Here is a 25,560-nt window from a genome sequence, read left to right on the forward strand (position 1 = left end):
ACGCAAGGCGCGATCAGCGCGGACGAGGTGGCCCGATTTAAATAGCCCGGGACGCATGCCGGAGCGAAAATCGGCAGGGCCGGATCGCGAGATCGGGCCCCTTGTCCTATGCGCCGGGAGCCTCGAACTCCGCGAACCTCGCCATGAAGCGGCGGTCGATCCAGTCCTTCCAGCGCCAGATCGGCGCACCTTCCGCCGAGAACCACGCGCCGCGCCCGGCGATGGCCCCGCCGTCGCCGGTCATCAGGATGACGAGATAGTCGCGCTGGGCCTTGTGCGCGGCGAGCGGCCGGCCCTGCGTCCGGGCGCGCAGGTTGCCGGCGAGCACCGGCCCCTGCCGGACCGCGAAGACGCCGGCCTTGGGGCGGGGCTCGCCGATGACCGTCGCGCAGTCGCCGACGGCGAAGACGGCCTCGTCATCCTCGATTTGGAGCGTCGCCCTCGTCCTGACCGAGCCGTCCGCCGCCAGCGGCAGGTCCGTGCCGGCGAGCCAGTCCGGCGCGCGGGCGGCCGTCGAGAACAGCGCCGCGTCGACGGCGAGCAGGCGTCCATCGGCGGCGGTCAGGCCGGTCTCGCTCAGCGCGACGGCCTCGAATCCGGTCAGGGCCGCGATCGACCGGCGCGCCAGCGCGTCCGCGACGCGGCGGCGGACGCCGCCGTTCAGCGTCGCGACGAGCGGCCCGCCGCCGGCGAGCGTGACGGCGAATGCTTCCGGCCGGCTGCCCGCCTGCCGCGAGATCGCATCGAGCCGCGTCCGCAGGGCGAACGCGATCTCGACGCCGGCCGCCCCGCCGCCGACGACGGCGAAGCGGCGCGGCCCGTCGCGTTGCGCGGCGCGCGCCAGCAGCGCGTCGAGCCGGTCGAGAAAGGAGCCGATCGGCTTGACCGCGACGCCGTGATCGGCCGCGCCGGCGATGCCGGACAGGTCCGGCGCGATGCCGAGATTGAGCGAGAGCGTGTCGTAGGCCAGCGGCGGCTGGCCCTGCAGCAGGAGTTGCCGGCCGTTCCGATCGAGCCCGGTCGCCGCGGCATGGACCAGCCGCGTCCCGGTCGCCCGCGCCAGCCGGGCGAGGTCGATATGCATCTCGTCATGGCTGTAGAAGCCCGCGACATGGCCTGGCAGCATGCCGGAGTAGGGCGTTTCCAGCCGGTCGGCGACCAGCGTCAGCCGGACGCCGGGCTCGGGCTTCGTCCCGAAGGCCGTCATCGCCTGGACATGGGTATGGCCGCCGCCGACGAGGACGATGTCATGGCGGGCGGGAACGGCGCTTCCGTCCGGCGTCATCGCCATCTGAAGCCGCGAACGCGTGTCACCGGCATGCGCTCGCTCGGCTGCGGGACAGGTAGCCGGAAAAGACGCGGGCGCGGGCGGCGATCATGGCGTCACTATGCGGGGACGCGGCGCGTCGCGTCCATCGGTCGGGCCGCCCTTTTCGCCGGTCCGTCTCCTTACTGCCCGTAATCGACGAGCAGTCTCGGCAGCCACAGCACGGTCGACGGAAACAGCGAGATGATGATCAGCACGACGATTCCGGCCCCGAGGAAGGGGCCGAGCTCGCGGCTTTCCTCCTCCAGCTTCACGCCGGCGAAGTTGGCGCAGATGTAGAGCAGGATGCCGACCGGCGGCGTGATCAGCCCGAGGCAGAGGTTGAACACCATCACCAGCCCGAAATGGACGAGGTCGATGCCGACCGCCTGCACCACCGGCACCAGCACCGGGATCAGGATGAACATCGCCGGCAGCGGCTCCATGAAGATGCCGATGATCAGCAGGAAGACGTTGACGATCATCAGGATGATCGTCGGGTCGGTGGAGACCGTGCCGATCCAGGCCGCGATCGCGCGCGGCGCGCCCGAGACCGCGAGCAGCCAGCCGAAGCCCGACGACAAGGCGATGATGAACATCACCAGCGCGGTGTCGAGCGCGGTCTGGACCAGGATCGGCCAGATCGTCCGGATGTTCAGCTCCTTGTAGACGAAGAAGCCGATGAAGGCGGCGTAGACGACGGCGATGGTCGCGCTCTCGGTCACCGTGACGACGCCGCCGGTGACGCCGATCAGGATGATCACCGGCATCATCAGGGCCCAGCTCGCCGGCAGGAAGAGCTTCGGGATCTCGCGGATCGGCACCGCCTCCGAGACCGGGTAGTTGCGCTTCACCGAGATCCAGTAGGCCGCGATCATCAGCGAGAGCGCGAGCAGGATGCCGGGGATGATGCCGCCGAGGAAGAGCGCGATGATCGAGACGCCCTTGGCAGCCGAGAGCCCGTAGATGACGAGCGGGATCGAGGGCGGGATGATAGGCCCGTTGACGCAGGCGGACGCCATCAGCGCCGCCGCGAAGCCGCCGCCATAGCCCTGTTTCTTCATCGCCGGGATCAGCACCTTGCCGAGCGCGGAGGCGTCGGCAGCCGCCGAGCCCGACAGTCCGGAGAAGATCATCGCCGCCGTCACCGAGGTCAGCGCCAGCCCGCCGCGAAAGCGCCCGACCATGGCGTTGGCGAGCCTGATGATCTGGTTGGTGATGCCGCCGCCATTCATCAGGTTGCCGGCCAGGATGAAGAACGGGATCGCCAGCAGCGCGTAGGAATCGGCGCCGACCAGCGTGCGCTGGGCCAGGATCGACATCGGCAGCGAGCCATGCGCCATGATAGCGCCGATGGTCGCGAGCCCCATCGCGAAGGCGATCGGGACCGAGAGCGCCAGCAGCAGGAAGAAGCCGCCGATCAGGACCGTGCTCATCATCTCAGAAATCCCCCGCGAAGCCTTCCGGCTGCCGTTTCGAGGGATCGACGATCTTCTCGACGAAATAGAGCATCATCATCGCGCAGGAGACCGGCGCGGAGAGATAGAACCAGGCGGGCGTGATATCGAGCGCGCCATAGGTGTTTGGCAGCACGTCGATCGAGAGCTTCACGCTGTAGACGAAGAGCACCGTGATGAAGATCAGGTTGGCGATCTCGATCGCCCAGAACACGATCTGTTGGGCGCGGCCCTTCAGCATGCCGATGAACATGTCGACGCCGATATGGAGCTTCTGCCGGTAGAGAACCGCCGCGCCGATGAAGGTGATCCAGATGAACAGGATGTTGGAGACCTGCTCGATCCAGGCGATCGGCGAATTGACGACATAGCGCCACCACACCGCCGCCAGCGTTATCAGCACGATCGCGGCGACGCAGAGGCCGAGCGCGAATTTGGCCGCCTCGGTGACGATCTCCGATAGCTGGCCTATGACCGCCTTCATGCGATTCTCCGCTAACGTCTGGAGGTCGACCGCTTCGCGCGGAACCCCTCCGCCGTCGTCCCGGACGAGCCGCGCGGCGGCGCGGCTCCGGGTCCATCATCAAGCATTGCTGCGCCTCGCGATGGATCCCGGGACGATCTTCGGTCGCCCCGGATGACGAGAGTTTCCGAGTGAAATCGCCGTAGTGCTGCTATAGCCCGCCTCAGGCGATCTGGCCGATGCGGTCGGCCCATTTCTTGCCGGCCGGGAACTCGGTGGTCAGGGTCTTCACCGTCGCGGTGAAGGCGGCCTTGTCGACCTCCGAGATCACGATCTTCTTGGCCTTGATCAGCTCGAGGATGCGGACATCGTCGGCGATCACCTTGGGGCGCATCTCGGCCTCCATGTCGCGCGCCGCCTGGTCGACCGCCTGGCGCAGTTCCGGCGTCAGCTTCTGGTAGGCCTGATCGCCCGTCAGGATGCAGTTGTCCTGCATCATGTGCTCGGTCAGCGAGAGATGCGTGTTGGCGTCGAAGATGCCGGAATTGTAGGTCAGGCCCATCGGGTTCTCCTGGCCGTCGATCACGCTCGATTTCAGGGCCTGGAACACCTCGGGGAAGGGCAGGGGCGTCGGCGAGGCGCCGAACAGCTCGAAGGTGCGCCGCCAAAGCGCCGTCTCCGGCACCCGGATCTTCAGTCCCTTCATGTCGGCCGGCACCTTGACCACCCGGTTGCAGGAGAGCATGCGCGGCATGCGCGGGATCGCGCCGAGCGGCCTGAGCTTGGCGGTCTTGGCGATGTCGTCCTGGTATTCCGCCCGCATCGTGTCCCAGACGCGGTCCTTGTGCGCGACGTCCTTGAACAGATAGGGATGGGTCCAGACCTCGGCCGGGCGGTACCAGCCGGCGACCACGCCCTGGCCCGGCGTCGCGATCTGGACCGCGCCCTGCAGCACGGCCTCGACATGCTCGCGCTCGCCGCCGAGCGCGCCGCCATGATGCGCCTGGATCGTGATCTGGCCCTTGCTGAGCTCGGCCAGGCGCTTGCCGAAGAAGTCGAGGCTGATGCCGATGAAGTCCTGCTGCGAGGCGGCGTTGGCGCCGATCCAGCTGACCTTCTGCGCCCTGAGCACGCCGGGCATCGCGATCAGCGCCGCCCCGGTGGCAAGGCCACGGAGCGCCGCGCGGCGGGTGGGCAGGTTCCGTCCCGTAATCGTCATGGTCTTGTCCTCCTCCGTCGTGGTTCGGCCCGTTTTCGGGCTCTGGGGTATCGCGACGGGGCGCGGCCGCGCCCCGTCGTGGAATTCCTCACGCAGCCTTGGTGTTGGGGCGCGCGAAGGCTGCCTCCATCTCGCGCCGCACCTTCACGGCGGTGCTGGCCGGATCGTAGGCGACGTCGCTCCATTTCAGGCGCTGGCCCTCGGCGATATCGGTCTTGAGCTTGACGTTGTGGGCGAGCCCGAGCGGCAGATAGCCCTGGTCGAGCGAGGCCGAGGCCGGGGTCTGCTTGCCCCAGACGCAGAAGCCGCCTTCGCCGTCGAGCATCTCGCCCGCCTTGAGCGCGCGCTTGGCGGTGGCGACCACGTCGGAGTTGAACATGATCGGCGCCCCGGTCGGCTCCTTGCGCAGCGCCGCCGAGGCGACCGAGATGCCGAGTTCGAGTCCGATCATGTGGATCGGCCGGTAGAGGCACGCGTATTTGCCGCTCCTGTCCGGCAGCATCGAATACTCGCGGAAGCACTCCTCGCTATAGGCGCTGTCGGTCTCGAACACGACATAGGTGCCCATCACCAGCGAATGCGGCACGTCGGTCCCGTCGCGATAGACCGAGGACGTGACCTCGGTGACGCCGGCCCGTTCGAGCACGCCGCCGTCGGCCTTCGGCTTGCAGATCTCGGCATGCTCGAAGCGTGTCGCCGGTGGGAAGGACAGGCCCTCGGCCTGCGACTCCAGCCCGGTCGCGTTGCACACCGCCGTCATCTCGATGCCCGACTTCGTGCCGTCGACGAAGGAGTTGAACATCTTCGGATTGATCGAATTGCGGTCCTTGATCTTCATGTACCTGTCGAGGATGTCCCAGACGGTGTCGGGCGTCGACCGGTGGTAGGTCGGGTGGTAGCGCGTGCCCTTGCCGGCCGCGACCACCTTGAACCCGGCCGCGCGGGCCCAGTCGACATGGTCGGCGATCAGCGCCGGCTGGTCGCCCCAGGCCAGCGAATAGACCACGCCGGCGGCCTTGGCCTTGCGCGCCAGGACCGGCCCGGCGACGGCGTCGGCCTCGACATTGACCATGACGACGTGCTTGCCGTGTTCGATCGCCTTGAGCGCGAAGGCGATGCCGGCGCCGGGATCGCCGGTCGCCTCGATGATCACCTCGACGCCGGGATGGGTGACGAGGTCGTCGGCATTGTCGGTGATCACGGTCGAGCCGTGCTTGAGCGCGTCATCGATCGAGGCGGCGGCGTATTGCTCCGCCGGCCAGCAGCCGAGCCTGAGCTGCGAGCGCGCCCTGTCGGTGTTGAGGTCGGCGACGCCGACGATGTGCATGCCGTCGGTGCTGCGGGCCTGCGAAAGGAACATCGTCCCGAACTTGCCGGCGCCGATGATGGCGACCGTGACGGGCCGTCCGGCCGCCTTCCGTTCGAGGAGCATGCGATGCAGATTCATGTCGTCTTGCCTTCCGTCTCGGCCGCTCAGGCCAGCCTCGTCCAGTGAGGAAACGGTCGGGAAGAGCGATCTCCGCGCCGCATGCGTTACGGCCCGTCACGCGCCGGCGGGCGAGAGCGCATCTCCCCGCCGGTCTCCGCCTCCCGCTCGTGCCGGTGACGTCTCCTCCCGAGCGAACAGCTTCTTTCGGTGAGCTGCATTCCTCATTGATCAGTGCTAACATGACGAAATAGATGCGCGAAAGCGAATAAGGATGCCGCTATCGATGAGAAGGATTTGTCAATGATCGGCGGGCTTCCGCCCTTGCAATGGCTGCTGACCTTTCGCGCGGTCATGGAGGCCGGCAGCTTTGCCGGGGCGGCCAAACTGCTCAACCTGACGCCGTCGGCGATCAGCCACCAGATGCGCGCGCTGGAGGGCATGCTGCAGCGTCCCCTCTTCCTGCGCGTCAAGCGCAGCGTCGTCCCGACCGAGGAGGCGCTGACCTACAGCGCATCGATCGGCGAGAGTTTCGCCCGCCTCGTCACCGCCACGAGCCGCGTCGCCTCGGGCGTCGGCGTGCGCCGGCTGCCGATCCACGCCTCGCCGAGCTTCGCGACGCTCTGGCTGGTGCCGCGTCTGGGGCAGTTCCTGCGCGAGCACCCGTCGATCGACATCGCGCTCTACGCCAGCCATGAGCCGGCGCGGCTCGGTCAGGACGGCATCCTCGTCGACATCCAGTATGCCCGGCCGGTGCCGGAATCCTGCGAGGCGGCGCCGCTGGTAGAGGAACTGATCGTGCCGCTGGCGAGCCCGGCCTTCGTCGCCGAGCATCGCTTGAGCGAGCCGTCCGACATCGCCCGTGTGCCGTTGATCCATTCGCTGCGCTGCGTCGTGCCCTGGGACCAGTGGTCGGCCAAGCACGCGCCGCTGGTGCCGCTGAATCCGCGCGGGCTGCAGTTCGACCGCGCCCATCTCGCGCTGGCGGTCGCGGCGGACGGGCTCGGCCTCGCGCTCGAATCGACGCTGCAGGCCGGCGGCCATCTGCGCCGCGGCGCGCTGACGATGCCGTTCGGGCCGCTCGGGATCACGATCATCGCGCACCGCCTGCTCTACCGCCGCGAGGACCGCGCCAATCCGGAGATCATCGCCTTCGTCGACTGGATCACCGGGCTGATGGCGCAGGAGGCGAGCAAGGCCGGCTGACCGCCGGCCGGCGCGGCCTCGCCCTCAGCGCGAGAACCGGACCGGGACCGCGAGGCTGATCGTGCCGCCGCCGAGCCCGCTCGGCGGGGCCGGCACCGGGCTGGCGCGCCGGATCATGGCGACGGCCTCCTGGTCGAGCGCGGTGTCGCCCGACGAGCCGGCAAGCCGCGCCGAGAGCACGTTGCCGCCCCGGTCGATCGCGAAGGCGACCTGGACGGTGCCGGGGTTCGCCCCGCCGGGGAAACGCTTGTAGCGGTTGAGATGCGCGATCAGCGTGCCGCGCCAGCTCGCGGTCGAGACGCTCGGCTCCGCTGCCGCTCCGTTCGCGGCCGGGCTCGGCGCGGCGGCGCGCGCCGGCGCGGGCGGCGGGGCCGCGGCCTCCTTCTGGCGCGGCTTCTCGACCGGCTTTCGCTCGACCACGCGCGGCTTCGGCGGCGGCTTGCGCTCGACCGGCTTCTCGACCTGCTTCGGTCTTTCGGGCGGCGGCGCGAGCACGGCCAGCGCGTTGGGGATAGCCGGCAGCTCCGGAATCTTGATCTCGGGCTCCGGCATCCGGACCGGCGTCGGCTCGGGCTCCGGCGCCGGCTCGACCGGCTTCTCGACCACGGGCTCGGGCGGCGGCTCTTTGGGCAATTCGGGCGCGACTGGCTCGGGCGCGGGCGGCAGCGTCTCGGCGGGTGCTTCCGGTGCGACCGAGACGGCGGCGAGCTCGATCATGATCGCGGGCTCGGGCGCGCCGGCGGCGGCCTCGGCATGGGCCGGCTGCCAGTTCAGGGCGATCCAGACTGCGCCGCCATGGGCCGCGGCGACCACAAGCGCCGCCGTGCTCCAGCGCAGCAGGCCGGGCCAGCGCCGGTTCGGCGAAGGCGCCATCACGGCGCGGGCCCGCGGTCGGCCGCGCCCGGGCGGCTAGGGGCTGGCGCGTTCGTCGCGACGACATCCGCTGTCAGGGCATACGGCAAGGCGACATCCCGCTTTCGATGCCCCGCGCGACGCGACGGGGCCCTCACATTGCGGTGAAGGCCGGCCCGGCAGGATGAAAATCCGGCCGATCGCGACGCCCGGCAGCGGCGCCATGGACATAGCCCAGAGCAAATAGCCGCGCAATCACAGTATTTTAGACGGATTCTAAGATTGGCGGCGGCCCCGGTCGGGTCGCCGCTCGCGCGTCGTGCCGGAACGGCCGGCGGCGGCGCGCCTCGGCCTCACTGCTTCTTGCCGTCCTTGTCGAACTGCTTGAGCCAGGCGGTCAGATCCCTGATCTCCTGCTCGTTCCTGATGCCGGCGAAGATCATCTTGGTTCCGGGGATAATGGCCTTGGGATCCTTGATGTAGTCGGCGAAGACGGCCTCGTCCCAGGTGATGGCGGCGGTCTTGTTGGCGGTCGAGTAGCTGTAGCCCCCGACTGTGCCGGAGACGCGGCCGAACAGCCCGTTGAGCTGCGGGCCGACCGTGTTCCTGGCCGATTCGCCGAGCTGGTGGCAGGCGCGGCACTTGTTCCAGGAGCGCTCGCCCGCGGCGATGTCCTGGGCTTGCGTCGGGTCGGCGGCCAGGGCTGCCAGCAGGAGGGCTGCCAGCAGCAGGGCGGCGGCGGTCGGGCGTATCATGCGGCGTCTTTCGGCTAGGTCCAGATCGAGCAGGGCCCGCCCGGCGTCGCGACCGGCCGGGCGAGGTTATGCGAATCGTCGCGGAGAAGAGGGCGGAGACCGCAGGATACCGATATAGACATGCGGATGTGGCTATGTCAGGGACCGGCAACCCGTCAACTCGTCAAGCCGGCGCCTTCGCGAGGCTTTGTGACGATCCTGTCGCGTCCATGCCGTCCGGCTGAGAGCGCATGAGGGGGCCCGGCTGGCCGAATGTGACATATCGGTCGGTGAGCCGTCCTCGCACGCTTGCGCGACCGCCTGATCAAGACGTTGGTTTCACTGGCTTATCCCATGATCCTGCAAGCGACGGCCTTGTCATGCGCTCGAATTCGCCGAATATGTCATGTCGCTGTCACACAGAGGGTATTTGGAGGACGCGCTGAAGCACCTGCGACCCAGAGAGGACACCTCATGCGCAAACTTCTCATTCTCGCGGCCGCGTCCATCGGTCTTTCGGGCGTGGCCCAGGCCGCCGACATCACCGGCGCCGGCGCGACCTTCCCCTTCCCGATCTACTCGAAATGGGCCGAGGCCTACAAGAAGGAGACCAATGTCGGTCTCAACTACCAGTCGATCGGCTCGGGCGGCGGCATCCGCCAGATCAAGGCCAAGACCGTCGCCTTCGGGGCGACGGATGCCCCGCTCAAGGGCGAGGACCTGACCAAGGACGGCCTGATCCAGTTCCCGACCGTGATGGGCGGCGTCGTGCCCGCGATCAACGTCGCTGGCGTCGAGGCCGGCAAGCTCAAGCTCACCGGCCCGGTCATCGCCGAGATCTATCTCGGCACGGTCAAGAAGTGGAACGATCCCAAGATCGCCGCGCTCAACGCCGGCGTGACCCTGCCCGACGCCAACATCAACCCGGTCTATCGCTCGGACGGATCGGGCACGACCTTTGTCTTCACCGACTATCTCTCGAAGGTCTCGGCCGACTGGAAGTCCAAGGTCGGCGCCAACACCTCGGTCCAGTGGGCGGTCGGCATCGGCGGCAAGGGCAATGAGGGCGTCTCGGCCTCGGTCAAGCAGGTCGCCAACTCGATCGGCTATGTCGAATACGCCTATGCCAAGCAGAACAAGCTCAACTTCGCCCTGATCCAGAACGCCGACGGCAACTACCCGGCCCCGGACGACAAGTCCTTCCAGGCCGCCGCCGCCAACGCCAACTGGAACGAGGCGCCCGGCTTCGGCATCTCGCTGAACAACCAGAAGGGGGCGCAGGCTTGGCCGATCACGGCCGCGACCTTCCTGCTGATCCACGCCAAGCCGGAGAAGCCGGAAGAGGTGCAGGCCGCGCTGAAGTTCGTCGACTGGGCCTTCAGGAACGGCGACAAGCTGGCGCTCGAGCTCGACTACGTGCCGCTTCCGGCGGGCGTCAAGGATCAGGTCCGCAACGCCTGGAAGGGCGTCACCGACCCGGCCGGCAAGCCGATCTTCTGATCGGAGGTTCGTGGGGCGCGGTTTCGCCTCCCGCCGTCATGGTCGGCCTTGTGCCGACCATCCACGTCTTCGCTGGTCGATCGTCGTGGTCAAGGCGTCATGCTCGGGACAAGCCCGAGCATGACGTGATTGGCTCGGCGCAGAACATCACCCCAACCCTCACCCTCAAGGGGAGAGGAGCCTGCCGGAGCTCCGCGGATGACCGCCGTGACCGACCAGATGACCATCCCCGGCGCGGCGCCCCGTCGGCGGACGCCCAAGGGCGGCTTCGACCTGGTCTTCCGCAACGCCAGCTTCCTTTCGGCCCTGTTCGTGCTCGTCCTGCTCGCCGGCATCATGCTGTCGATGGTGGTCGGCGGCTGGCCGGCCTTCCGCGAGATGGGCGTCGGCTTCCTGACCTCGAGCGTCTGGGACACCCAGAACGACCAGTACGGCGCGTGGCCCGCCATCGTCGGCACGCTCTCGACCGCGCTGATCGCGCTGCTGATCGGCATGCCGCTCTCGCTCGGCATCGCGGTCTACCTGACGCAGCTCGCGCCGGCCTGGCTGAAGCAGCCTGTCTCGACCGCGATCGAGCTTCTGGCGGCCGTGCCCTCGATCATCTACGGCATGTGGGGCCTGTTCGTCTTCGTGCCGCTCTTTGCGGCCTATGTGCAGATTCCGCTTTCCACCATCGTCGAGGGCATGCCGATCGTCGGCACGGTGCTCTACTCGCGCTCGCCCTCGGGGCTCGGCATCCTGACGGCCGGCATCATCCTCGCCTTCATGATCATCCCCTTCATCGCCTCGATCACGCGCGACATGCTCGACCAGATCCCCTCCGTGCTGCGCGAGAGCGCCTATGGCATCGGGGCGACGACCTGGGAGGTGGTGCGCCACGTGCTGGTGCCGCAGGCCGGCGTCTCGATCATCGGCGCGATCATGCTGGGGCTCGGCCGCGCGCTCGGCGAGACCATGGCGGTGACCTTCGTCGTCGGCAACGCCAACCGGCTGTCGGCCTCGGTCATGGACCCGGGCTCGACCATCGCCTCGCGCATCGCCAACGAGTTCAACGAGGCTCTGGGGCTGCAGCTCAACGCGTTGATCGCGCTGGGCTGCATCCTGTTCTTCGTCACCTTCGTCGTCCTCGTCGTCGCGCGCATGCTGGTGTCGCGCGTCAAGGCCTACTGAGCGAGCCCGCCATGAGCACGACGACGCCCCCCACCGTCCGCACGCTCCCTCACGCGGAGTGGGGCCGCGTGCGCCAGTCGCGCCGCACCGCCGACAAGGCGATGCGGGTGACCGCGACCGCCTTCACGGTGATCGCGGTCTTCGTGCTGTTCTGGATACTCGGCATGCTGGTCGTGAAAGGGATCGGCGGGCTCTCCACTGCCACCTTCACCCAGATCACGCCGGGCCCAGGCTCGGAGGGCGGCGGCCTCGCCAACGCAATCGTCGGCTCGATCGTGCTGACCTTCCTCGGAATCGTCGTGGCGACGCCGATCGGCGTGCTCGCCGGCACCTGGCTCGCCGAATACGGCAAGGGCTCGAAGCTCGCCGACCTGATCCGCTTCATCAACGACATCCTGCTCTCGGCCCCGTCGATCCTGATCGGCCTGTTCGTCTACGTCATCATGGTCGAGCCGCTCGGCGGCTATTCCGGCTGGGCCGGCGGCGTCGCGCTCGGCATCATCGCGATCCCGGTGATCGTGCGCACCACCGAGGACATGCTGCGCCTGGTGCCGGGCCCGCTGCGCGAGGCCGGCTCCGCGCTCGGCGCGCCGCCCTCGGTCGTCATTACTTCCATCACCTGGCGGGCGGCCAAGTCCGGCATGGTCACCGGCATCCTGCTGGCGCTGGCCCGCATCGCCGGCGAGACCGCGCCGCTGATCTTCACCGCGCTGAACAACAATTTCTGGTTCTCGCCGACGCTCAGGGGCGGCGTCTCCAACCTGCCGGTGACGATCTACCAGTTCGCCTCCGCCCCTTACGAGAACTGGCAGCAACTCGCCTGGGCCGGTTCGCTGATCATCACCATGTCGATCCTGATCCTGTCGCTGATCGCCCGCCGCATCGTGCGCGGCGGCAAGTGACGGACAAGCGACCGTCCGCAGGCCATAACCGTCGCGTCCGTTTCCCGAAGGAACCCGTCGATGCTTTCGACCCTGGAACTCAGCCCTCGCTCGCTCGATGCGGACGCCCCCGTCCGGATCGCGGTCAAGAACCTCGACTTCTATTATGGCGAGCACCGCGCGCTCAAGGCGGTGGATCTCGACTTCCGCGACCGCCACGTCACGGCGCTGATTGGCCCGTCGGGCTGCGGCAAGTCGACCCTGCTGCGCATCTTCAACCGGATCTATTCGCTCTATCCCGAGCAGCGCGCCACCGGCGAGGTAATGCTCGACGGCCGCAACGTCATCTCCGACGACATCGACGTCAACGAACTGCGCTCGCGCATCGGCATGGTCTTCCAGAAGCCGACGCCGTTCCCGATGTCGATCTACGACAACGTCGCCTTCGGCATCCGCCTCTACGAGAAGCCGCCGAAATCCGAGCTCGACGACCGCGTCGAGGGCGCGCTGCGCCGCGCCGCGCTGTGGGACGAGGTCGGGGACAAGCTGAAATCCTCCGGCATGGGCCTGTCGGGCGGTCAGCAGCAGCGGCTGTGCATCGCGCGCACCATCGCGCAGAAGCCCGAGGTCATCCTGTTCGACGAGCCGACCTCGGCGCTGGACCCGATCTCGACCGGCAAGATCGAAGACCTGCTGGAACAGCTCAAGACCGACTTCACCATCGTCATCGTGACGCACAACATGCAGCAGGCGGCGCGCATCTCGCAGTACACCGCCTTCATGTATCTCGGCGAGGTGATCGAGTTCGCCCCGACCAACACGATCTTCATGAACCCGCACAAGAAGCAGACGCAGGACTACGTCACCGGCCGCTTCGGCTGAAATTCCCAGCCCTGCTCAAACGCCGTGACGCCGCATCCGCTCCAAAGGACACCGCCGCGATGACCGACCACATCGTCCGCTCCTACGACGCCGAACTTGAGGCGCTGCGCCGCAGCCTCGCCGAGATGGGCGGCATGTCCGAGCGCATGCTCGGCGACTCGACCGTGGCCCTGGTGCGCCGCGACACCGCGCTCGCCCAGAAGGTGATCTCGGCCGACCAGCGCCTCGACAATCTGCAGCGCGACGTCGAGGAGCGCGCCGTGCTGACGATCGCGCGCCGGCAGCCGCTCGCCAACGACCTGCGCGAGCTGATCTCGGCGATCCGCATCGCGTCCGACATCGAGCGCGTCGGCGACCTCGCCAAGAACATCGCCAAGCGCGCGGTCGCGATCTCGGGCCAGTTCCAGCCGCCGCACCGCGCCGTGGTCGGGCTCGAACATATGAGCCGGCTCGTCCAGGCCCAGCTCAAGGACGTGCTCGACGCCTACGCGTCCGGCAACGAGAACAAGGCGATGGAGGTCTGGCGCCGCGACGGCGAGATCGACGCGCTATACACCTCGCTCTTCCGCGAATTGCTGACTTACATGATGGAAGATCCGCGCAACATCACCTTCTGCACGCATCTGCTGTTCTGCGCCAAGAACGTCGAGCGCATCGGCGACCACACCACCAACATCGCCGAGACGATCCACTACCTCGTCACCGGCGGCACGCTCGACATCAACCGGCCCAAGCTCGACACGACCGACATCAGCGTCGAGGCGGTGGCGCGCTCCTGAACGCGCCGGCTTCGCAGGGAACGAACGAGACATGCCCGCACGCATCCTGATCGTCGAGGACGAGGAGCCGCTGACGCTGCTCCTGCGCTACAACCTCGAGGCCGAGGGCTTCGAGGTCGACAGCGTCGCGCGCGGCGACGACGCCGAGCTCCATCTGCGCGACAACACGCCCGATCTCGTCCTGCTCGACTGGATGCTGCCCGGCCTGTCTGGCATCGAGCTCTGCCGCCGCCTGCGCGCCCGGCGCGACACCGAGCGCGTGCCGATCATCATGCTGACCGCGCGCGGCGAGGAGACCGAGCGGGTGAGGGGGCTCGCCACAGGGGCCGACGACTACGTCGTCAAGCCGTTCTCGCTGCCGGAGCTGATCGCCCGCATCCAGGCGCTGCTGCGCCGCGCCAAGCCCGGCCATGTCGCGGGCCTGCTCGCGGCCGGCGACCTCGAGCTCGACCGCACGACGCGGCGCGTGCGCCGCTCCGGGGCGGAGCTGCATCTCGGTCCCACCGAATTCCGCCTGCTCGAATTCCTGATGCAGGCGCCGGGCCGGGTCTATTCGCGCGCGCAGCTTCTCGACGCCGTCTGGGGCCGCGACGTCTATATCGACGAGCGCACCGTCGACGTCCATGTCGGGCGCCTGCGCAAGGCGATCACGCCCGACAACGCCAGGGACCCGCTGCGCACCGTGCGCGGCGCGGGCTATTCCTTCGACGAGAATTTCGCCAGCGCGTCGCGGTAGCCTCCGGCCGCCGTCGCGAGCTCGCCCAGCCGCGCTCCCGCGAGCCGAGGCAGCCACATCCGCGACGCCGGATTGGGCGAGTTCGCCGCAATTGCCTGTTTCTTCGGCAACGGCGATCACCTGCCGTCAACTCCCGTCCGGCGCAGACGCCGCTCGGCGGCCGTGCCGCCGCGTCCGGCGTGGTCGGATCCGCTGGCATACGGGTTGCTAAGCCCGATACGCCCGCGCCGGGTCAACCCAGGGGAGAACGACCGTGCCATCATCGACCATTCTGCGCTCAGCCATCCTGGCGCTCGGCCTCTCGACCGCGTTGGCGACAGGCGCCGCCGCCCAGGAAAAGGTGCTGCGCATCGGCATGACGGCCGCCGACATCCCGCGCACCCACGGCCAGCCCGACCAGGGCTTCGAGGGCAACCGCTTCACCGGAATCCCGATGTATGACGCGCTCACCCACTGGGACCTGTCCTCGGCCGAAAAGGCGAGCGTCGTCATTCCCGGCCTCGCCACCGAATGGGCGGTCGACGCGACCGACAAGACGAAATGGACCTTCAAACTGCGTCCGGGCGTGAAATTCCAGGACGGTTCGGCCTTCGATGCGGCGGCCGTGGTCTGGAACGTCGACAAGGTGCTGAACAAGGAGGCGGCGCAGTTCGCCCCCGACCAGATCGGCGTCACCGTCTCGCGCATGCCGACGCTGAAATCGGCCAGGGCGGTCGATCCGCTGACGGTCGAGCTCACGACCTCGGAGCCCGACGCCTTTCTGCCGATCAACCTGACCAATCTGTTCATGGCCTCGCCGGCGCATTGGGCGGCCAAGCTCGCGGCCGTGCCGGCCTCGGTGACCGATCCGGCCGAGCGCGCCAGGCAGGCCTGGACCGCCTTCTCGGGCGATCCCTCCGGCACCGGCCCGTTCAAAGGCGTGCGCCTCGTGCCGCGCGAGCGCTTCGAGATGGTCGCCAACAAGGCCTATTGGGACCCGGCGCGCGTGCCGAAAATCGACCGCGTCGTGCTGCTGCCGCTTCCCGAGGCCAACGCCCGCACAGCGGCGCTGCTCTCGGGCCAGGTCGACTGGATCGAGTCGCCCTCGCCGGACGCCGTGCCGCAGATCAGGCAGCGCGGCTTCACCGTCTACACCAACGCCCAGCCACATGTCTGGCCCTGGCAGCTCTCCTTCGCCGAGGGCTCGGTCTGGCTCGACAGGAAGGTCCGGCATGCCGCCAATCTCTGCGTCAATCGCGAGGAGCTGAAGACCCTGCTCGGCGGGCTGATGGAGATCCCGAAGGGCACCGTGCCTCCGGGCCATCCCTGGTGGGGAAACCCGTCCTTCGACATCAGATACGACCTCGCCGCCGCCAGGAAGCTGATGACGGAGGCCGGCTTCTCGGCCTCCAGGCCGGCGAAGGTCAAGGTGCTGACCTCGGCCTCGGGCTCGGGCCAGATGCAGCCTTTGCCGATGAACGAGTTCATGCAGCAGGCGCTGAAGGAGTGCTTCTTCGACGTCGCGCTCGAGGTCGGCGAATGGAACGCCGTCTTCACCAACTGGCGCGAGGGCGCCAAGAGCCCGAACGCGCGGGGCGCCAACGCCACCAACGTCACCTTCGCGGCGATGGACCCGTTCTTCGCCATGGTGCGGTTCGCCTCGACCAAGACGTTCCCCCCGGTGTCGAACAACTGGGGCTATTTCGGCAATGAGGAGTTCGACAGGCTGATCGCCGACGCGCGCACCTCCTTCGAGGGCCCGGCCCGCGACGCGGCGCTGGCCAAGCTCCATGCCCGCATCGTCGAGGAGGCGCCGTTCGTCTGGGTCGCCCATGACGTCGGCCCGCGCGCGATGAGCGCCCGGGTCAAGGGCGTGGTCCAGCCGAAGAGCTGGTTCATCGACCTCGCGCCGATGTCGATGGAATGAGACGCCCGAGGCGTTAACGCCTGAACCACGACCGTCATGCTCGCCCTTGTGGCGGGAATCCACGTCTTTGGCGTAGGGCTCGAAGCGCGAAGACGTGGACGGCCGGCACGAGGCCGACCATGACGGAGGAGGTGCGGTTGGCGGCGGCCCGACTGGCACGTCCCTTGCTGCGCAGGCTGGAACCCGTCCAGCCCGGAGACCGCCGATGATCCGCAGCGTCCTTGCCATTACTCTCGCGGCCGGCGTGTCGCTTCTCGCCGCGCCGGCGCAGGCCCAGGGCACGCTGCGCATCGGGATGACCGCGAGCGATATCCCGCTGACCACCGGCCAGACCGACCAGGGCGGCGAGGGCCAGCGCTTCATGGGCTACACGGTCTACGACGCGCTGATCAATTGGGACTTGTCGAAGGCGGACAAGCCGTCGGAACTGGTTCCAGGCCTCGCCGCCGCCTGGGCGGTCGACGCCGCGGACAAGACGAAATGGACGTTCACCCTGCGCGAGGGCGTGAAATTCCATGACGGCTCGGAATTCACCGCCGAGGCCGTCGTCTGGAACCTCGACAAGCTCCTGAAAACCGACAGCCCCCAGTTCGACCAGCGCCAGGCGGCGCAGGGGCGCTCGCGCATCCCGGCGGTCGGCTCCTACAAGGTCATCGACAGGTACAAGGTCGAGATCACGACGAAGACGCCCGACGCGACGCTGCCCTATCAGCTCGCCTGGATCCTGATGTCCTCGCCGGCGAACTGGGAGAAGCTCGGCAGGAGCTGGGAGGCCGTCGCCAGGACGCCGTCGGGCACCGGCCCGTGGAAGCTCACCGCCTTCCAGCCGCGCGAGCGCGCCGAGCTTTCGCCCAACGCCGACTACTGGGACAAGGCCCGCGTGCCCAAGCTCGACAAGCTCGTGCTGCTGCCGCTGCCCGAGCCGAACGCGCGCGCCGCCGCGCTGCGCGCCGGTCAGGTCGACTGGATCGAGGCGCCGTCGCCCGACCTCATCCCTTCGCTGAAGAGCGCCGGCTTCCAGGTCGTCACCAACGCCTATCCGCATAACTGGACCTGGCATCTCTCGCGCGCCGAGGGCTCGCCCTGGAACGACATCAGGGTGCGCAAGGCCGCCAATCTCGCCGTCGACCGCGAGGGGCTGAAGGAGCTGCTCGGCGGCCTGATGATTCCCGCGCAGGGGTTCTATCCCCCCGGCCACCAGTGGTTCGGCAACCCGAAGTTCAAGCTCGGGCTCGACCGGGCCGAGGCCAGGAGGCTCCTCGCCGAGGCCGGCTATTCGCCCGCCAGGCCCGTCACGGCCAAAATCCTGATCGCGCCGTCGGGCTCCGGCCAGATGCAGCCCTTGCCGATGAACGAGTTCGTCCAGCAGAACCTCGCCGAGGTCGGGATCAAGATCGATTTCGAGGTCGTCGAGTGGAACACGCTGATCAACATCTGGCGCGCCGGCGCGAACCATGAATCATCGCGCAAGGCGACGGGGATGAACTACACCTACTTCATCCAGGACCCCTTCACCGGCTTCATCCGGCATCTGCAATGCGATCTGAAGCCGCCGGCGGGGACGAATTGGGGGCTGTATTGCGACCCGGAGATGGACAAGCTGTTCGACCAGATTCGGACGACCTTCGATTCGGCCGAGCAGACCAAGGTGCTGCAGAAGGTCCATGAGAAATATGTCGACGAGGCGCTGTTCCTGATGGTCACCCATGACGTCAACCCGCGCGCGATGAGCGCCAAGGTGAAGGGCTTCGTCCAGGCGCAGAACTGGTTCCAGGACTTCTCGCCGATCACGATGGCGAAGTGAGAGAATGATCGGAATGCTGGCCCGAACCGTGCCGCGAGACGCCGTCCGAACTCCTTCCCCCCGCTTGCGGTGGGGAAGGGAACAGGTCGCTGCCCGGCAGACCGGAGCAGCGAACCCATGCTGACCTATCTCGCCAAGCGCATCCTCTACGTCCTGCCGGTGGCGCTCGGCGTCAGCCTGTTCTGCTTCCTGCTGGTCCACATCGCGCCGGGCGATCCGCTGACCTCGGTGCTGCCGCCCGACGCCTCGCAGGCGATGCAGGACGAGCTGCGCCGGATCTACGGCTTCGACCGGCCGCTGCCGGTGCAGTTCGGCCTCTGGCTGATGAAGGCGCTGCAGGGCGACCTCGGCGTCTCGATCGCCACCGGCCGCCCGGTCGCGGCCGAGGTCTGGCGCGCGGTCGGCAACACGCTGCTGATCGCCACGCTCGCCACCGTCATCGGCTTCCTGCTCGGCTCCTTCTTCGGCTTCGTCGCCGGCTATTTCCGCGGCTCCTTCCTCGACAAGTTCGCCTCGATGCTGGCGGTGCTCGGCGTCTCGGTGCCGCATTACTGGCTCGGCATGGTGATGGTCATCGTCTTCTCGGTGCAGCTCGGCTGGCTGCCGCCGGGCGGGGCGGGGCCGGGCGGCTCGGCCGCCTGGAAATGGGACTGGGAGCATGTCAGCTACATGATCCTGCCCGCCATCACGATGTCGGTGATCCCGATGGGCATCGTCGCGCGCACCGTGCGCGCGCTCGTCGCCGACATCCTCAACCAGGAATTCGTCCCGGCGCTCAGGGCCAAGGGCCTGATGGATTTCGGCGTGTTCAGGCATGTCGTCAAGAACGCGGCCCCGACCGCGCTCGCCGTGATGGGCCTGCAGCTCGGCTATCTGCTCGGCGGCTCGATCCTGATCGAGACGGTGTTCTCCTGGCCGGGCACCGGCTTCCTGCTCGGCAACGCCATCTTCCAGCGCGACCTGCCCCTGCTGCAGGGCACGATCCTGGTGCTGGCGCTGTTCTTCGTTACGCTGAACGTGCTGGTCGACATCGTCCAGGGCCTGCTCGACCCGCGCGTCAGGAGGCGCTGAGATGAGCGCGATCTCCGGCAACGCCGCCATCACCGCCGCCGTTCCGCCGCTGGCGAAGTCGCCCGGCTACTGGGCCGGCGTCTGGCGGCGCTTCAAATACGACAAGGTCGCGGTCGCTGCCGGCCTCGTCGTGCTGGCGATCATCCTGATGGCGGTCTTCGCCGACTACATCGCCCCGGCCGACCCGACCCGCTCCTCCATGTTGCGGCGGCTCAGGCCCATCGGTACGCCGGGCTATCCGCTCGGCGCCGACGAGCTCGGCCGCGACATGCTCTCGCGGCTGATCCACGGGGCGCGGCTCTCGCTCTTCATGGGCGTGGCGCCGGTCTTCGTCGCCTTCGCCCTCGGCTCGCTGATCGGCGTCTCCGCCGGCTTCTTCGGCGGCGCCTTCAACACCATCGCCATGCGCACGGTCGACGTGTTCTACGCCTTTCCCTCGGTGCTGCTGGCGATCGCGCTTTCGGGCGCGCTGGGAGCCGGCATCACCAACTCGCTGCTCTCGCTGACGATCGTCTTCATCCCGCCGATCGCGCGCATCGCCGAGAGCGTCACCACGCAGGTCCGCAACATGGACTATGTCGAGGCGGCCCGCGCCAGCGGGGCGAATGCGCTGACCATCATCCGGGTCCATGTGCTGGGCAACGTGCTCGGCCCGATCTTCGTCTATGCGACGAGCCTGATCTCGGTCTCGATGATCCTGGCCTCGGGCCTGTCGTTCCTCGGCCTCGGCACCAAGCCGCCGACGCCGGAATGGGGCCTGATGCTGAACACGCTGCGCACGGCGATCTATGTCCAGCCCTGGGTCGCGGCGCTGCCGGGCGCGGCGATCTTCATCACCTCGATCTCGTTCAACCTGCTTTCCGACGGCCTGCGCTCGGCGATGGATGTGAAGGGCTGACGATGGCGCTCGACTTGAACCCCGATCGCGGCGGCGCGGGCACGCCCCTGCTCGAAGCCCGGACCTTGACGAAGCATTTCCCGCTCGGCGGCGGCGCCGTGGTGCGCGCGGTCGACGGCGTCGATTTCGCCGTTCTGAAAGGCGAGACGCTCGGCGTCGTCGGCGAATCCGGCTGCGGCAAGTCGACCACGGCCCGCGTCGTCATGCAGCTGATCCCGCAGGACAAGGGCGAGTTGCTGTTCGACGGCGAGATCGTCGGCGGCTCGGCGCTGACCCTGAAGCAGTATCGTCGCCAGGCGCAGATGGTCTTCCAGGACTCCTACGCCTCGCTCAACCCGCGCCTGACGATCGAGGATTCGATCGCGTTCGGGCCGACCGTGCACGGCGTCTCGAAGCGGGCCGCGATCCTGAAGGCGCGCGAGCTCCTGACCAAGGTCGGGCTCGATCCGGCCCGCTTCGCCGCGCGCTATCCGCACGAGCTCTCCGGCGGCCAGCGCCAGCGCGTCAACATCGCGCGCGCGCTCGCGCTCGGGCCCCGCCTCGTCATCCTCGACGAGGCGGTCTCGGCGCTCGACAAGTCGGTCGAGGCGCAGGTGCTGAACCTCCTCGCCGATCTGCGCGAGGAGTTCGGTCTGACCTACATCTTCATCTCGCACGACCTCAATGTCGTCCGCTTCATCAGCGACCGCGTCATGGTGATGTATCTCGGCGAGGTGGTCGAGATCGGCCCGGTCGACGAGCTCTACGACGACCCGCGCCACCCCTACACCTGCGCGCTGCTCTCGGCGATGCCGTCGATGGACCCCGACAACCGGACGATGGAGGCCCCGCTCGCCGGCGATCCGCCCAACCCGATCAACCCGCCGGACGGCTGCCGCTTCCATCCGCGCTGCTCCCACGCCCAGACCGTCTGCGCCAGGGTCAAACCGGCGCTGGTGTCGACGGGGACGGGCATGCGGCTGGCCGCCTGCCACATGCAGGTCGCCGGCTCCGGCCACAGCCGCGCGCCCAAGCTGGAGGAAGCCGCGTGACCGCCCCGCTCGTCAGGATGGAGAACGTCACCGTGCGCTTTCGCGGCGCCCAGACTGTCCATGCGGTCAACGGCGTCTCGCTGACGCTGGAGGCCGGCAAGGTGCTCGGCATCCTCGGCGAATCCGGTTCCGGCAAGAGCGTGACGCTGAAGACGCTGCTGCGGCTGCTGCCGGAAAGCCGCACCGATATCGGCGGCAGCGTCCGGGTCGACGGCCGCGACGTGCTGGCGCTGAGCCCGCGCGAGCTCGCCGATTATCGCGGCGGCGTGACCTCGATGATCTTCCAGGACCCGGCGCTGGCGCTCGACCCGGTCTATACGGTCGGCGAGCAGATCGCCGAGGCGATCACCCGCCACGCCAAGGTCGGGCGCAAGGCGGCGATGGCGCGCGCGCTCGAGCTGCTCGAACTCGTGCGCATCCCCTCTCCGGAGCGGCGGCTGAAGGCCTATCCGCACGAGATGTCGGGCGGCATGCGCCAGCGCGCCATGATCGCGCTCGCGCTCGCCGCCGGGCCGAAGCTCCTGCTCGCCGACGAGCCGACGACGGCGCTCGACGCCACCGTGCAGATCCAGATCCTGCTGCTGCTGCGCCAGCTCCAGCGCGACATGGGCATGGGCATGCTCTTCGTCACCCACGACATCGGCGTCGCCGTCGAGGTCTCGGACCGGCTCGCGGTGATGTATGCCGGCCAGATCGTCGAGACCGGCACGGTGCGCGAACTGCTGCGCGACCCGCGGCACCCCTATACGCGCGGTCTGCTCGCCGCGAACCTGCATGGGGCGAAGAAGGGCGAGCGGCTGGAGGCGATCCCAGGCGCGCCGCCGGCGCTCGACTCCGTCCCCGATTCCTGCTCCTTCGCGCCGCGCTGCAAGCATGTCCGGGAGCGCTGCCGCGCCGCGCTTCCGCCGGTCGTCGAACGCGGCGAGGGCAGGGTGGTGCGCTGCATACTGGCGGAGCAGGCGCTGGCGGCGGCGTGAGCGCCCGTCTGCCTGCAACCCTCTGTGTCGTCCCGGACAGGCGGCGAAGCCGCGCCGATCCGGTATCCATTCCTGAACCGGTCCGGAATGGGTCCTGGCTCTTCGCTTCGCCGCGCCAGGGACGGCGCTGGAAGGAACGGCCGGATTCACCCCTCCAGTCGCGCGCCCAGTCGCCCGGCCAGATCCTGGATGTACTGCCACGCCGTGCGGCCCGAGCGCGAGCCGCGCGTCGTCGCCCATTCCAGCGCCTCGCGCCGCAATTCGTCCGGCGCGACGCCTAACCCGAAATGGCCGACATAGCCGTCGATCATCGCGAGATATTCGTCCTGGCTGCATTTGTGGAAGCCGAGCCAGAGTCCGAAACGGTCCGATAGCGAGACTTTTTCCTCGACCGCCTCGCCCGGATTGATCGCGGTCGAGCGCTCGTTCTCCATCATCTCGCGCGGCAGGAGATGGCGGCGGTTCGAGGTCGCGTAGAACACGACATTGTCGGGCCGGCCCTCGACGCCGCCGTCGAGAGCCGCCTTCAGCGACTTGTAGGAGGTGTCCTGCCCGTCGAAGGAGAGGTCGTCGCAGAACACGATGGCGCGGTGCGGGTCGGGTCGCAGCAGCCCCATCAGGGCAGGCAGCCCCTCGATGTCCTCGCGGTGGATCTCGATCAGCTTCAGCGGCCGAATCCCTGAACCCGAGTTCCGACCGGCGAGCCGCGTGTTCGTGTCGGCATGGACCGCCTTGACCAGCGAGGACTTGCCCATGCCGCGCGCGCCCCATAGCAGCACGTTGTTGGCTGGCAGCCCGCGTGCGAAGCGCTCGGTGTTCTCGGCCAGCGTGTCGCGGACCCGGTCGACGCCGCGCAGCAGCGAGAGCGCGACGCGGTTGACCTTCGCGACGGGCGCGAGCTCCGCACCCGTAGGATGCCAGACGAAGGCGTCGGCGACGGTGAGGTCGGCGGCCTTCCGCGCCGGCGGCGCGAGCCGCTCCAGCGCCGAGGCGATCCGCAGCAGCGTTTGCAGGGTCAAATCGTCGGTCGGTGCGGTCGTCATCGTGAATGCCATTGCGCGAATGCCGCCAAGCTCATAGGTGATGCGGCGGCGGCGGTCCATCGGTTGACCGAGGGCTTGCCGAGATTGATTTACCGGCGTCGCTGGCTATAGTCCGCGCGCTTTTCGAGGCCTGCCGAAACGCAAGGCTTGACGACACATTTGCCGCCATCGCGGCCGTTGGCCCTCTGCGCCATCGACACCAAGGAGCCTTTTGCGTGATCACCCCTGCTTTTGCCCAAGGAGCCGGCGGGGGCTCCACCGACGTGCTGATGTCGCTGGTGCCCTTCGTCCTGATCTTCGTGATCATGTGGTTCCTGATCATCCGCCCGCAGCAGAAGCGCGTGAAGGTGCATCAGGAGATGATCAAGAACGTCCGGCGCGGCGACACGGTGGTCACGGCCGGCGGCATCGTCGCCAAGGTGACCAAGGTGACCGACGACGCCGAGCTCGAGGCCGAGATCGCCGAGGGCGTCAGGGTCAAGCTCGTCAAGGGCATGATCACGGACGTCCGCGCCAAGGGCGAGCCCGTCAAGAGCTGAAGGCCGTCCCGGCCCGGAGACGGGCCGGCGCTACAACAGGGCTGTTTTCGCCAATGCTTCGTTTCCAGGCCCGCAAGGTCATCCTCGTCCTGCTCGTGCTGCTCTTCGGCTGCGGGCTCGCTCTGCCGAACCTGTTCTCGCCCGAGACGCGCAGCGCGATCGAGCAGGGCGCGCCGTCCTGGATTCCGAGATTCCTGCTGCCGACCAGGGCCGTGGTCCTCGGCCTCGATCTGCAGGGGGGCTCGCATGTGCTGCTCGAGATCGACCGCGCCGATCTCGTGCGCAGCCAGGTGATCCAGCTTCGCGACGATCTGCGCGCGAGGCTGCGCGACGAGCGCATCAACTTCCAGGGCGGCATCGGCGTCACCGCGCGCGGCGTGCAGGTGCGCGTGCCCGACGCCGCCGACCGGGCGAGGTTGCTGCCGAAGCTGCGCGAGCTCGCCCAGCCGGTCGGCACGCTCGGCGCCTTCGGCCCGTCCGGCAACATGACGATCGAGGTTTTGGAGCAGCCCGACGGGCTGATCCAGATGAACCTCACCGAGGCCGGCGCCAACGAGCGCGTCCGCCGCGCCGTCGAGCAGGCGATGGAGGTGCTGCGCCGCCGCGTCGACGCGCTCGGCACCACCGAGCCCAACATCCAGCGACAGGGTCTCGACCGCATCCTCGTCCAGGTGCCGGGCCTGCAGGATCCCCAGCGCCTGAAGGACATTCTCGGCCAGACCGCGAAGCTGCAGTTCCGCATGGTCGCCGACAACCAGGGCGGCGATGTCGACATGCTGCCCTCGCAGGATGCCGGCGGCCAGCCCGTGCCGGTCGAGCGCCGCGTCATCGTCGAGGGCGCGGACCTGACCGACGCCCAGCCCGCCTTCGATTCCCGCACCTCGCAGCCGATCGTCAATTTCCGCTTCAACATCCGCGGCGCGCAGCGCTTCGGCCAGGCGACGACGGAAAATCTCGGTCGCCCGCTCGCCATCGTGCTCGACAACAAGGTGATCTCCTCGCCCGTGATCCAGTCGCCGATCACCGGCGGCTCCGGCCAGATATCGGGTAATTTCACCGTCGAATCGGTCAACAACCTCGCCATCCTGCTGCGCGCCGGCGCGCTGCCGGCCAAGATGACGATCGTCGAGGAGCGCACCGTCGGCCCCGGCCTCGGCGCCGACTCGATCCAGGCCGGCAAGATGGCGACCGTCATCGCGACCGTGCTGGTGATCCTCTACATGATCGGGACCTATGGTTCCTTCGGCCTGATCGCCTCGATCGCGCTTCTGGTCCATGTCTGCCTGATCTTCGGGCTGATGTCGCTGCTGGGCGCGACCATGACGCTGCCCGGCATCGCCGGCATCGTGCTCACCATCGGCACGGCGGTGGACTCCAACGTGCTGATCTACGAGCGCATGCGCGAGGAATCGCATCAGGGCCGCAGCCTGGTCTCGGCGCTGGAGGCCGGCTTCCAGCGCGCCTTCGCCACCATCATCGACTCCAACGTCACGATGCTGATCGCGGCGGTGGCGCTGTTCACGCTCGGCTCCGGCCCGGTGCGCGGCTTCGCGGTCGTCTTCATCCTCGGGATCCTGACCACGGTCATCACGGCGGTCACGCTGACGCGGATGCTGATCGCGCTCTGGTATCGCTGGGCCAGGCCCAAGGCGCTCCCTTTCTGACGCTGCCATCTTTCAG

General features: G+C 68.3%; 23 protein-coding genes. 15 read left to right on the forward strand and 8 right to left on the reverse strand.

The window, feature by feature from the left end; translation table 11 throughout:
- Positions 1–106: 106 nt before the first annotated feature.
- From AC1RRW_RS09845 to AC1RRW_RS09865, 5 genes are all read right to left on the reverse strand, one after another.
- Positions 107–1,291 (reverse strand): FAD-dependent oxidoreductase, encoded by a 1,185-nt coding sequence (locus AC1RRW_RS09845; protein ID WP_492900548.1) that lies wholly within the window; start codon positions 1,289–1,291, stop codon positions 107–109.
- Positions 1,292–1,449: 158 nt separating this feature from the next.
- Entirely contained in the window at positions 1,450–2,745 is a 1,296-nt protein-coding gene (locus AC1RRW_RS09850; protein ID WP_492900549.1) for a TRAP transporter large permease, read from the reverse strand.
- A gap of 1 nt (position 2,746) precedes the next feature.
- On the reverse strand, positions 2,747–3,247 hold the full coding sequence (locus AC1RRW_RS09855) for a TRAP transporter small permease (RefSeq protein ID WP_492900550.1): 501 nt from the start codon (positions 3,245–3,247) through the stop codon (positions 2,747–2,749).
- A gap of 202 nt (positions 3,248–3,449) precedes the next feature.
- Positions 3,450–4,445 carry a TRAP transporter substrate-binding protein gene (locus tag AC1RRW_RS09860; RefSeq protein ID WP_492900551.1) on the reverse strand — a complete coding sequence of 332 codons (996 nt, stop codon included), beginning with the start codon at positions 4,443–4,445 and terminating at the stop codon, positions 3,450–3,452.
- 88 nt (positions 4,446–4,533) lie between these two features.
- On the reverse strand, positions 4,534–5,892 hold the full coding sequence (locus AC1RRW_RS09865; protein ID WP_492900552.1) for an NAD(P)H-dependent oxidoreductase: 1,359 nt from the start codon (positions 5,890–5,892) through the stop codon (positions 4,534–4,536).
- A gap of 282 nt (positions 5,893–6,174) precedes the next feature.
- Between AC1RRW_RS09865 and AC1RRW_RS09870 the strand changes: the two genes are divergently transcribed.
- Positions 6,175–7,077, forward strand: coding sequence for a LysR substrate-binding domain-containing protein (locus AC1RRW_RS09870; RefSeq protein ID WP_492900553.1), 903 nt, complete (start codon positions 6,175–6,177; stop codon positions 7,075–7,077).
- Between the two features lie 24 nt (positions 7,078–7,101).
- On the opposite strand, the gene AC1RRW_RS09875 is transcribed toward AC1RRW_RS09870, so the two are convergent.
- Both AC1RRW_RS09875 and AC1RRW_RS09880 read right to left on the reverse strand, forming a co-directional pair.
- The gene (locus AC1RRW_RS09875; protein WP_492900554.1) at positions 7,102–7,950 is read right to left on the reverse strand and encodes an energy transducer TonB family protein; all 849 of its coding nucleotides are present in this window, start codon (positions 7,948–7,950) and stop codon (positions 7,102–7,104) included.
- Positions 7,951–8,282: 332 nt separating this feature from the next.
- Entirely contained in the window at positions 8,283–8,684 is a 402-nt protein-coding gene (locus AC1RRW_RS09880; RefSeq protein WP_492900555.1) for a c-type cytochrome, read from the reverse strand.
- A 453-nt stretch (positions 8,685–9,137) separates the two neighbouring features.
- On the opposite strand from AC1RRW_RS09880, the gene pstS reads away from it, so the two are divergent.
- From pstS to AC1RRW_RS09940, 12 genes are all read left to right on the forward strand, one after another.
- Positions 9,138–10,163 (forward strand): phosphate ABC transporter substrate-binding protein PstS, encoded by a 1,026-nt coding sequence (pstS, locus tag AC1RRW_RS09885; protein WP_492900557.1) that lies wholly within the window; start codon positions 9,138–9,140, stop codon positions 10,161–10,163.
- A gap of 198 nt (positions 10,164–10,361) precedes the next feature.
- Positions 10,362–11,333 (forward strand): phosphate ABC transporter permease subunit PstC, encoded by a 972-nt coding sequence (gene pstC / locus AC1RRW_RS09890; RefSeq protein WP_492900558.1) that lies wholly within the window; start codon positions 10,362–10,364, stop codon positions 11,331–11,333.
- Positions 11,334–11,344: 11 nt separating this feature from the next.
- Positions 11,345–12,235 carry a phosphate ABC transporter permease PstA gene (pstA, locus tag AC1RRW_RS09895; protein WP_492900559.1) on the forward strand — a complete coding sequence of 297 codons (891 nt, stop codon included), beginning with the start codon at positions 11,345–11,347 and terminating at the stop codon, positions 12,233–12,235.
- A gap of 60 nt (positions 12,236–12,295) precedes the next feature.
- The gene (pstB, locus tag AC1RRW_RS09900; protein ID WP_492900560.1) at positions 12,296–13,096 is read left to right on the forward strand and encodes a phosphate ABC transporter ATP-binding protein PstB; all 801 of its coding nucleotides are present in this window, start codon (positions 12,296–12,298) and stop codon (positions 13,094–13,096) included.
- A 59-nt stretch (positions 13,097–13,155) separates the two neighbouring features.
- Positions 13,156–13,875: a phosphate signaling complex protein PhoU gene (phoU, locus tag AC1RRW_RS09905; protein WP_492900561.1), complete on the forward strand. Its 720-nt coding sequence runs from the start codon at positions 13,156–13,158 to the stop codon at positions 13,873–13,875.
- Between the two features lie 31 nt (positions 13,876–13,906).
- The gene (phoB, locus tag AC1RRW_RS09910; protein ID WP_492900562.1) at positions 13,907–14,611 is read left to right on the forward strand and encodes a phosphate regulon transcriptional regulator PhoB; all 705 of its coding nucleotides are present in this window, start codon (positions 13,907–13,909) and stop codon (positions 14,609–14,611) included.
- A 253-nt stretch (positions 14,612–14,864) separates the two neighbouring features.
- Complete coding sequence (locus AC1RRW_RS09915) at positions 14,865–16,517, forward strand: ABC transporter substrate-binding protein (RefSeq protein ID WP_492900563.1); 1,653 nt, start codon at positions 14,865–14,867, stop codon at positions 16,515–16,517.
- Between the two features lie 205 nt (positions 16,518–16,722).
- Positions 16,723–18,321, forward strand: a complete 1,599-nt coding sequence (locus AC1RRW_RS09920; protein ID WP_492900564.1) for an ABC transporter substrate-binding protein — start codon at positions 16,723–16,725, stop codon at positions 18,319–18,321.
- Between the two features lie 117 nt (positions 18,322–18,438).
- Positions 18,439–19,392, forward strand: coding sequence for an ABC transporter permease (locus tag AC1RRW_RS09925; protein ID WP_492900565.1), 954 nt, complete (start codon positions 18,439–18,441; stop codon positions 19,390–19,392).
- A gap of 1 nt (position 19,393) precedes the next feature.
- On the forward strand, positions 19,394–20,290 hold the full coding sequence (locus AC1RRW_RS09930; RefSeq protein WP_492900566.1) for an ABC transporter permease: 897 nt from the start codon (positions 19,394–19,396) through the stop codon (positions 20,288–20,290).
- 2 nt (positions 20,291–20,292) lie between these two features.
- Positions 20,293–21,321: an ABC transporter ATP-binding protein gene (locus tag AC1RRW_RS09935; RefSeq protein ID WP_492900567.1), complete on the forward strand. Its 1,029-nt coding sequence runs from the start codon at positions 20,293–20,295 to the stop codon at positions 21,319–21,321.
- Between the two features lie 17 nt (positions 21,322–21,338).
- Entirely contained in the window at positions 21,339–22,298 is a 960-nt protein-coding gene (locus AC1RRW_RS09940) for an ABC transporter ATP-binding protein (protein WP_492900634.1), read from the forward strand.
- A 146-nt stretch (positions 22,299–22,444) separates the two neighbouring features.
- On the opposite strand, the gene AC1RRW_RS09945 is transcribed toward AC1RRW_RS09940, so the two are convergent.
- Positions 22,445–23,341, reverse strand: a complete 897-nt coding sequence (locus tag AC1RRW_RS09945) for an ATP-binding protein (protein WP_492900568.1) — start codon at positions 23,339–23,341, stop codon at positions 22,445–22,447.
- A gap of 215 nt (positions 23,342–23,556) precedes the next feature.
- On the opposite strand from AC1RRW_RS09945, the gene yajC reads away from it, so the two are divergent.
- Positions 23,557–23,880 carry a preprotein translocase subunit YajC gene (gene yajC / locus AC1RRW_RS09950; protein WP_492900569.1) on the forward strand — a complete coding sequence of 108 codons (324 nt, stop codon included), beginning with the start codon at positions 23,557–23,559 and terminating at the stop codon, positions 23,878–23,880.
- Positions 23,881–23,933: 53 nt separating this feature from the next.
- Positions 23,934–25,544, forward strand: coding sequence for a protein translocase subunit SecD (gene secD, locus AC1RRW_RS09955; RefSeq protein ID WP_492900570.1), 1,611 nt, complete (start codon positions 23,934–23,936; stop codon positions 25,542–25,544).
- The last annotated feature ends 16 nt before the right edge of the window (positions 25,545–25,560 follow it).

Source organism: Allobosea sp. GW821-FHT12C12 (assembly GCF_058807355.1).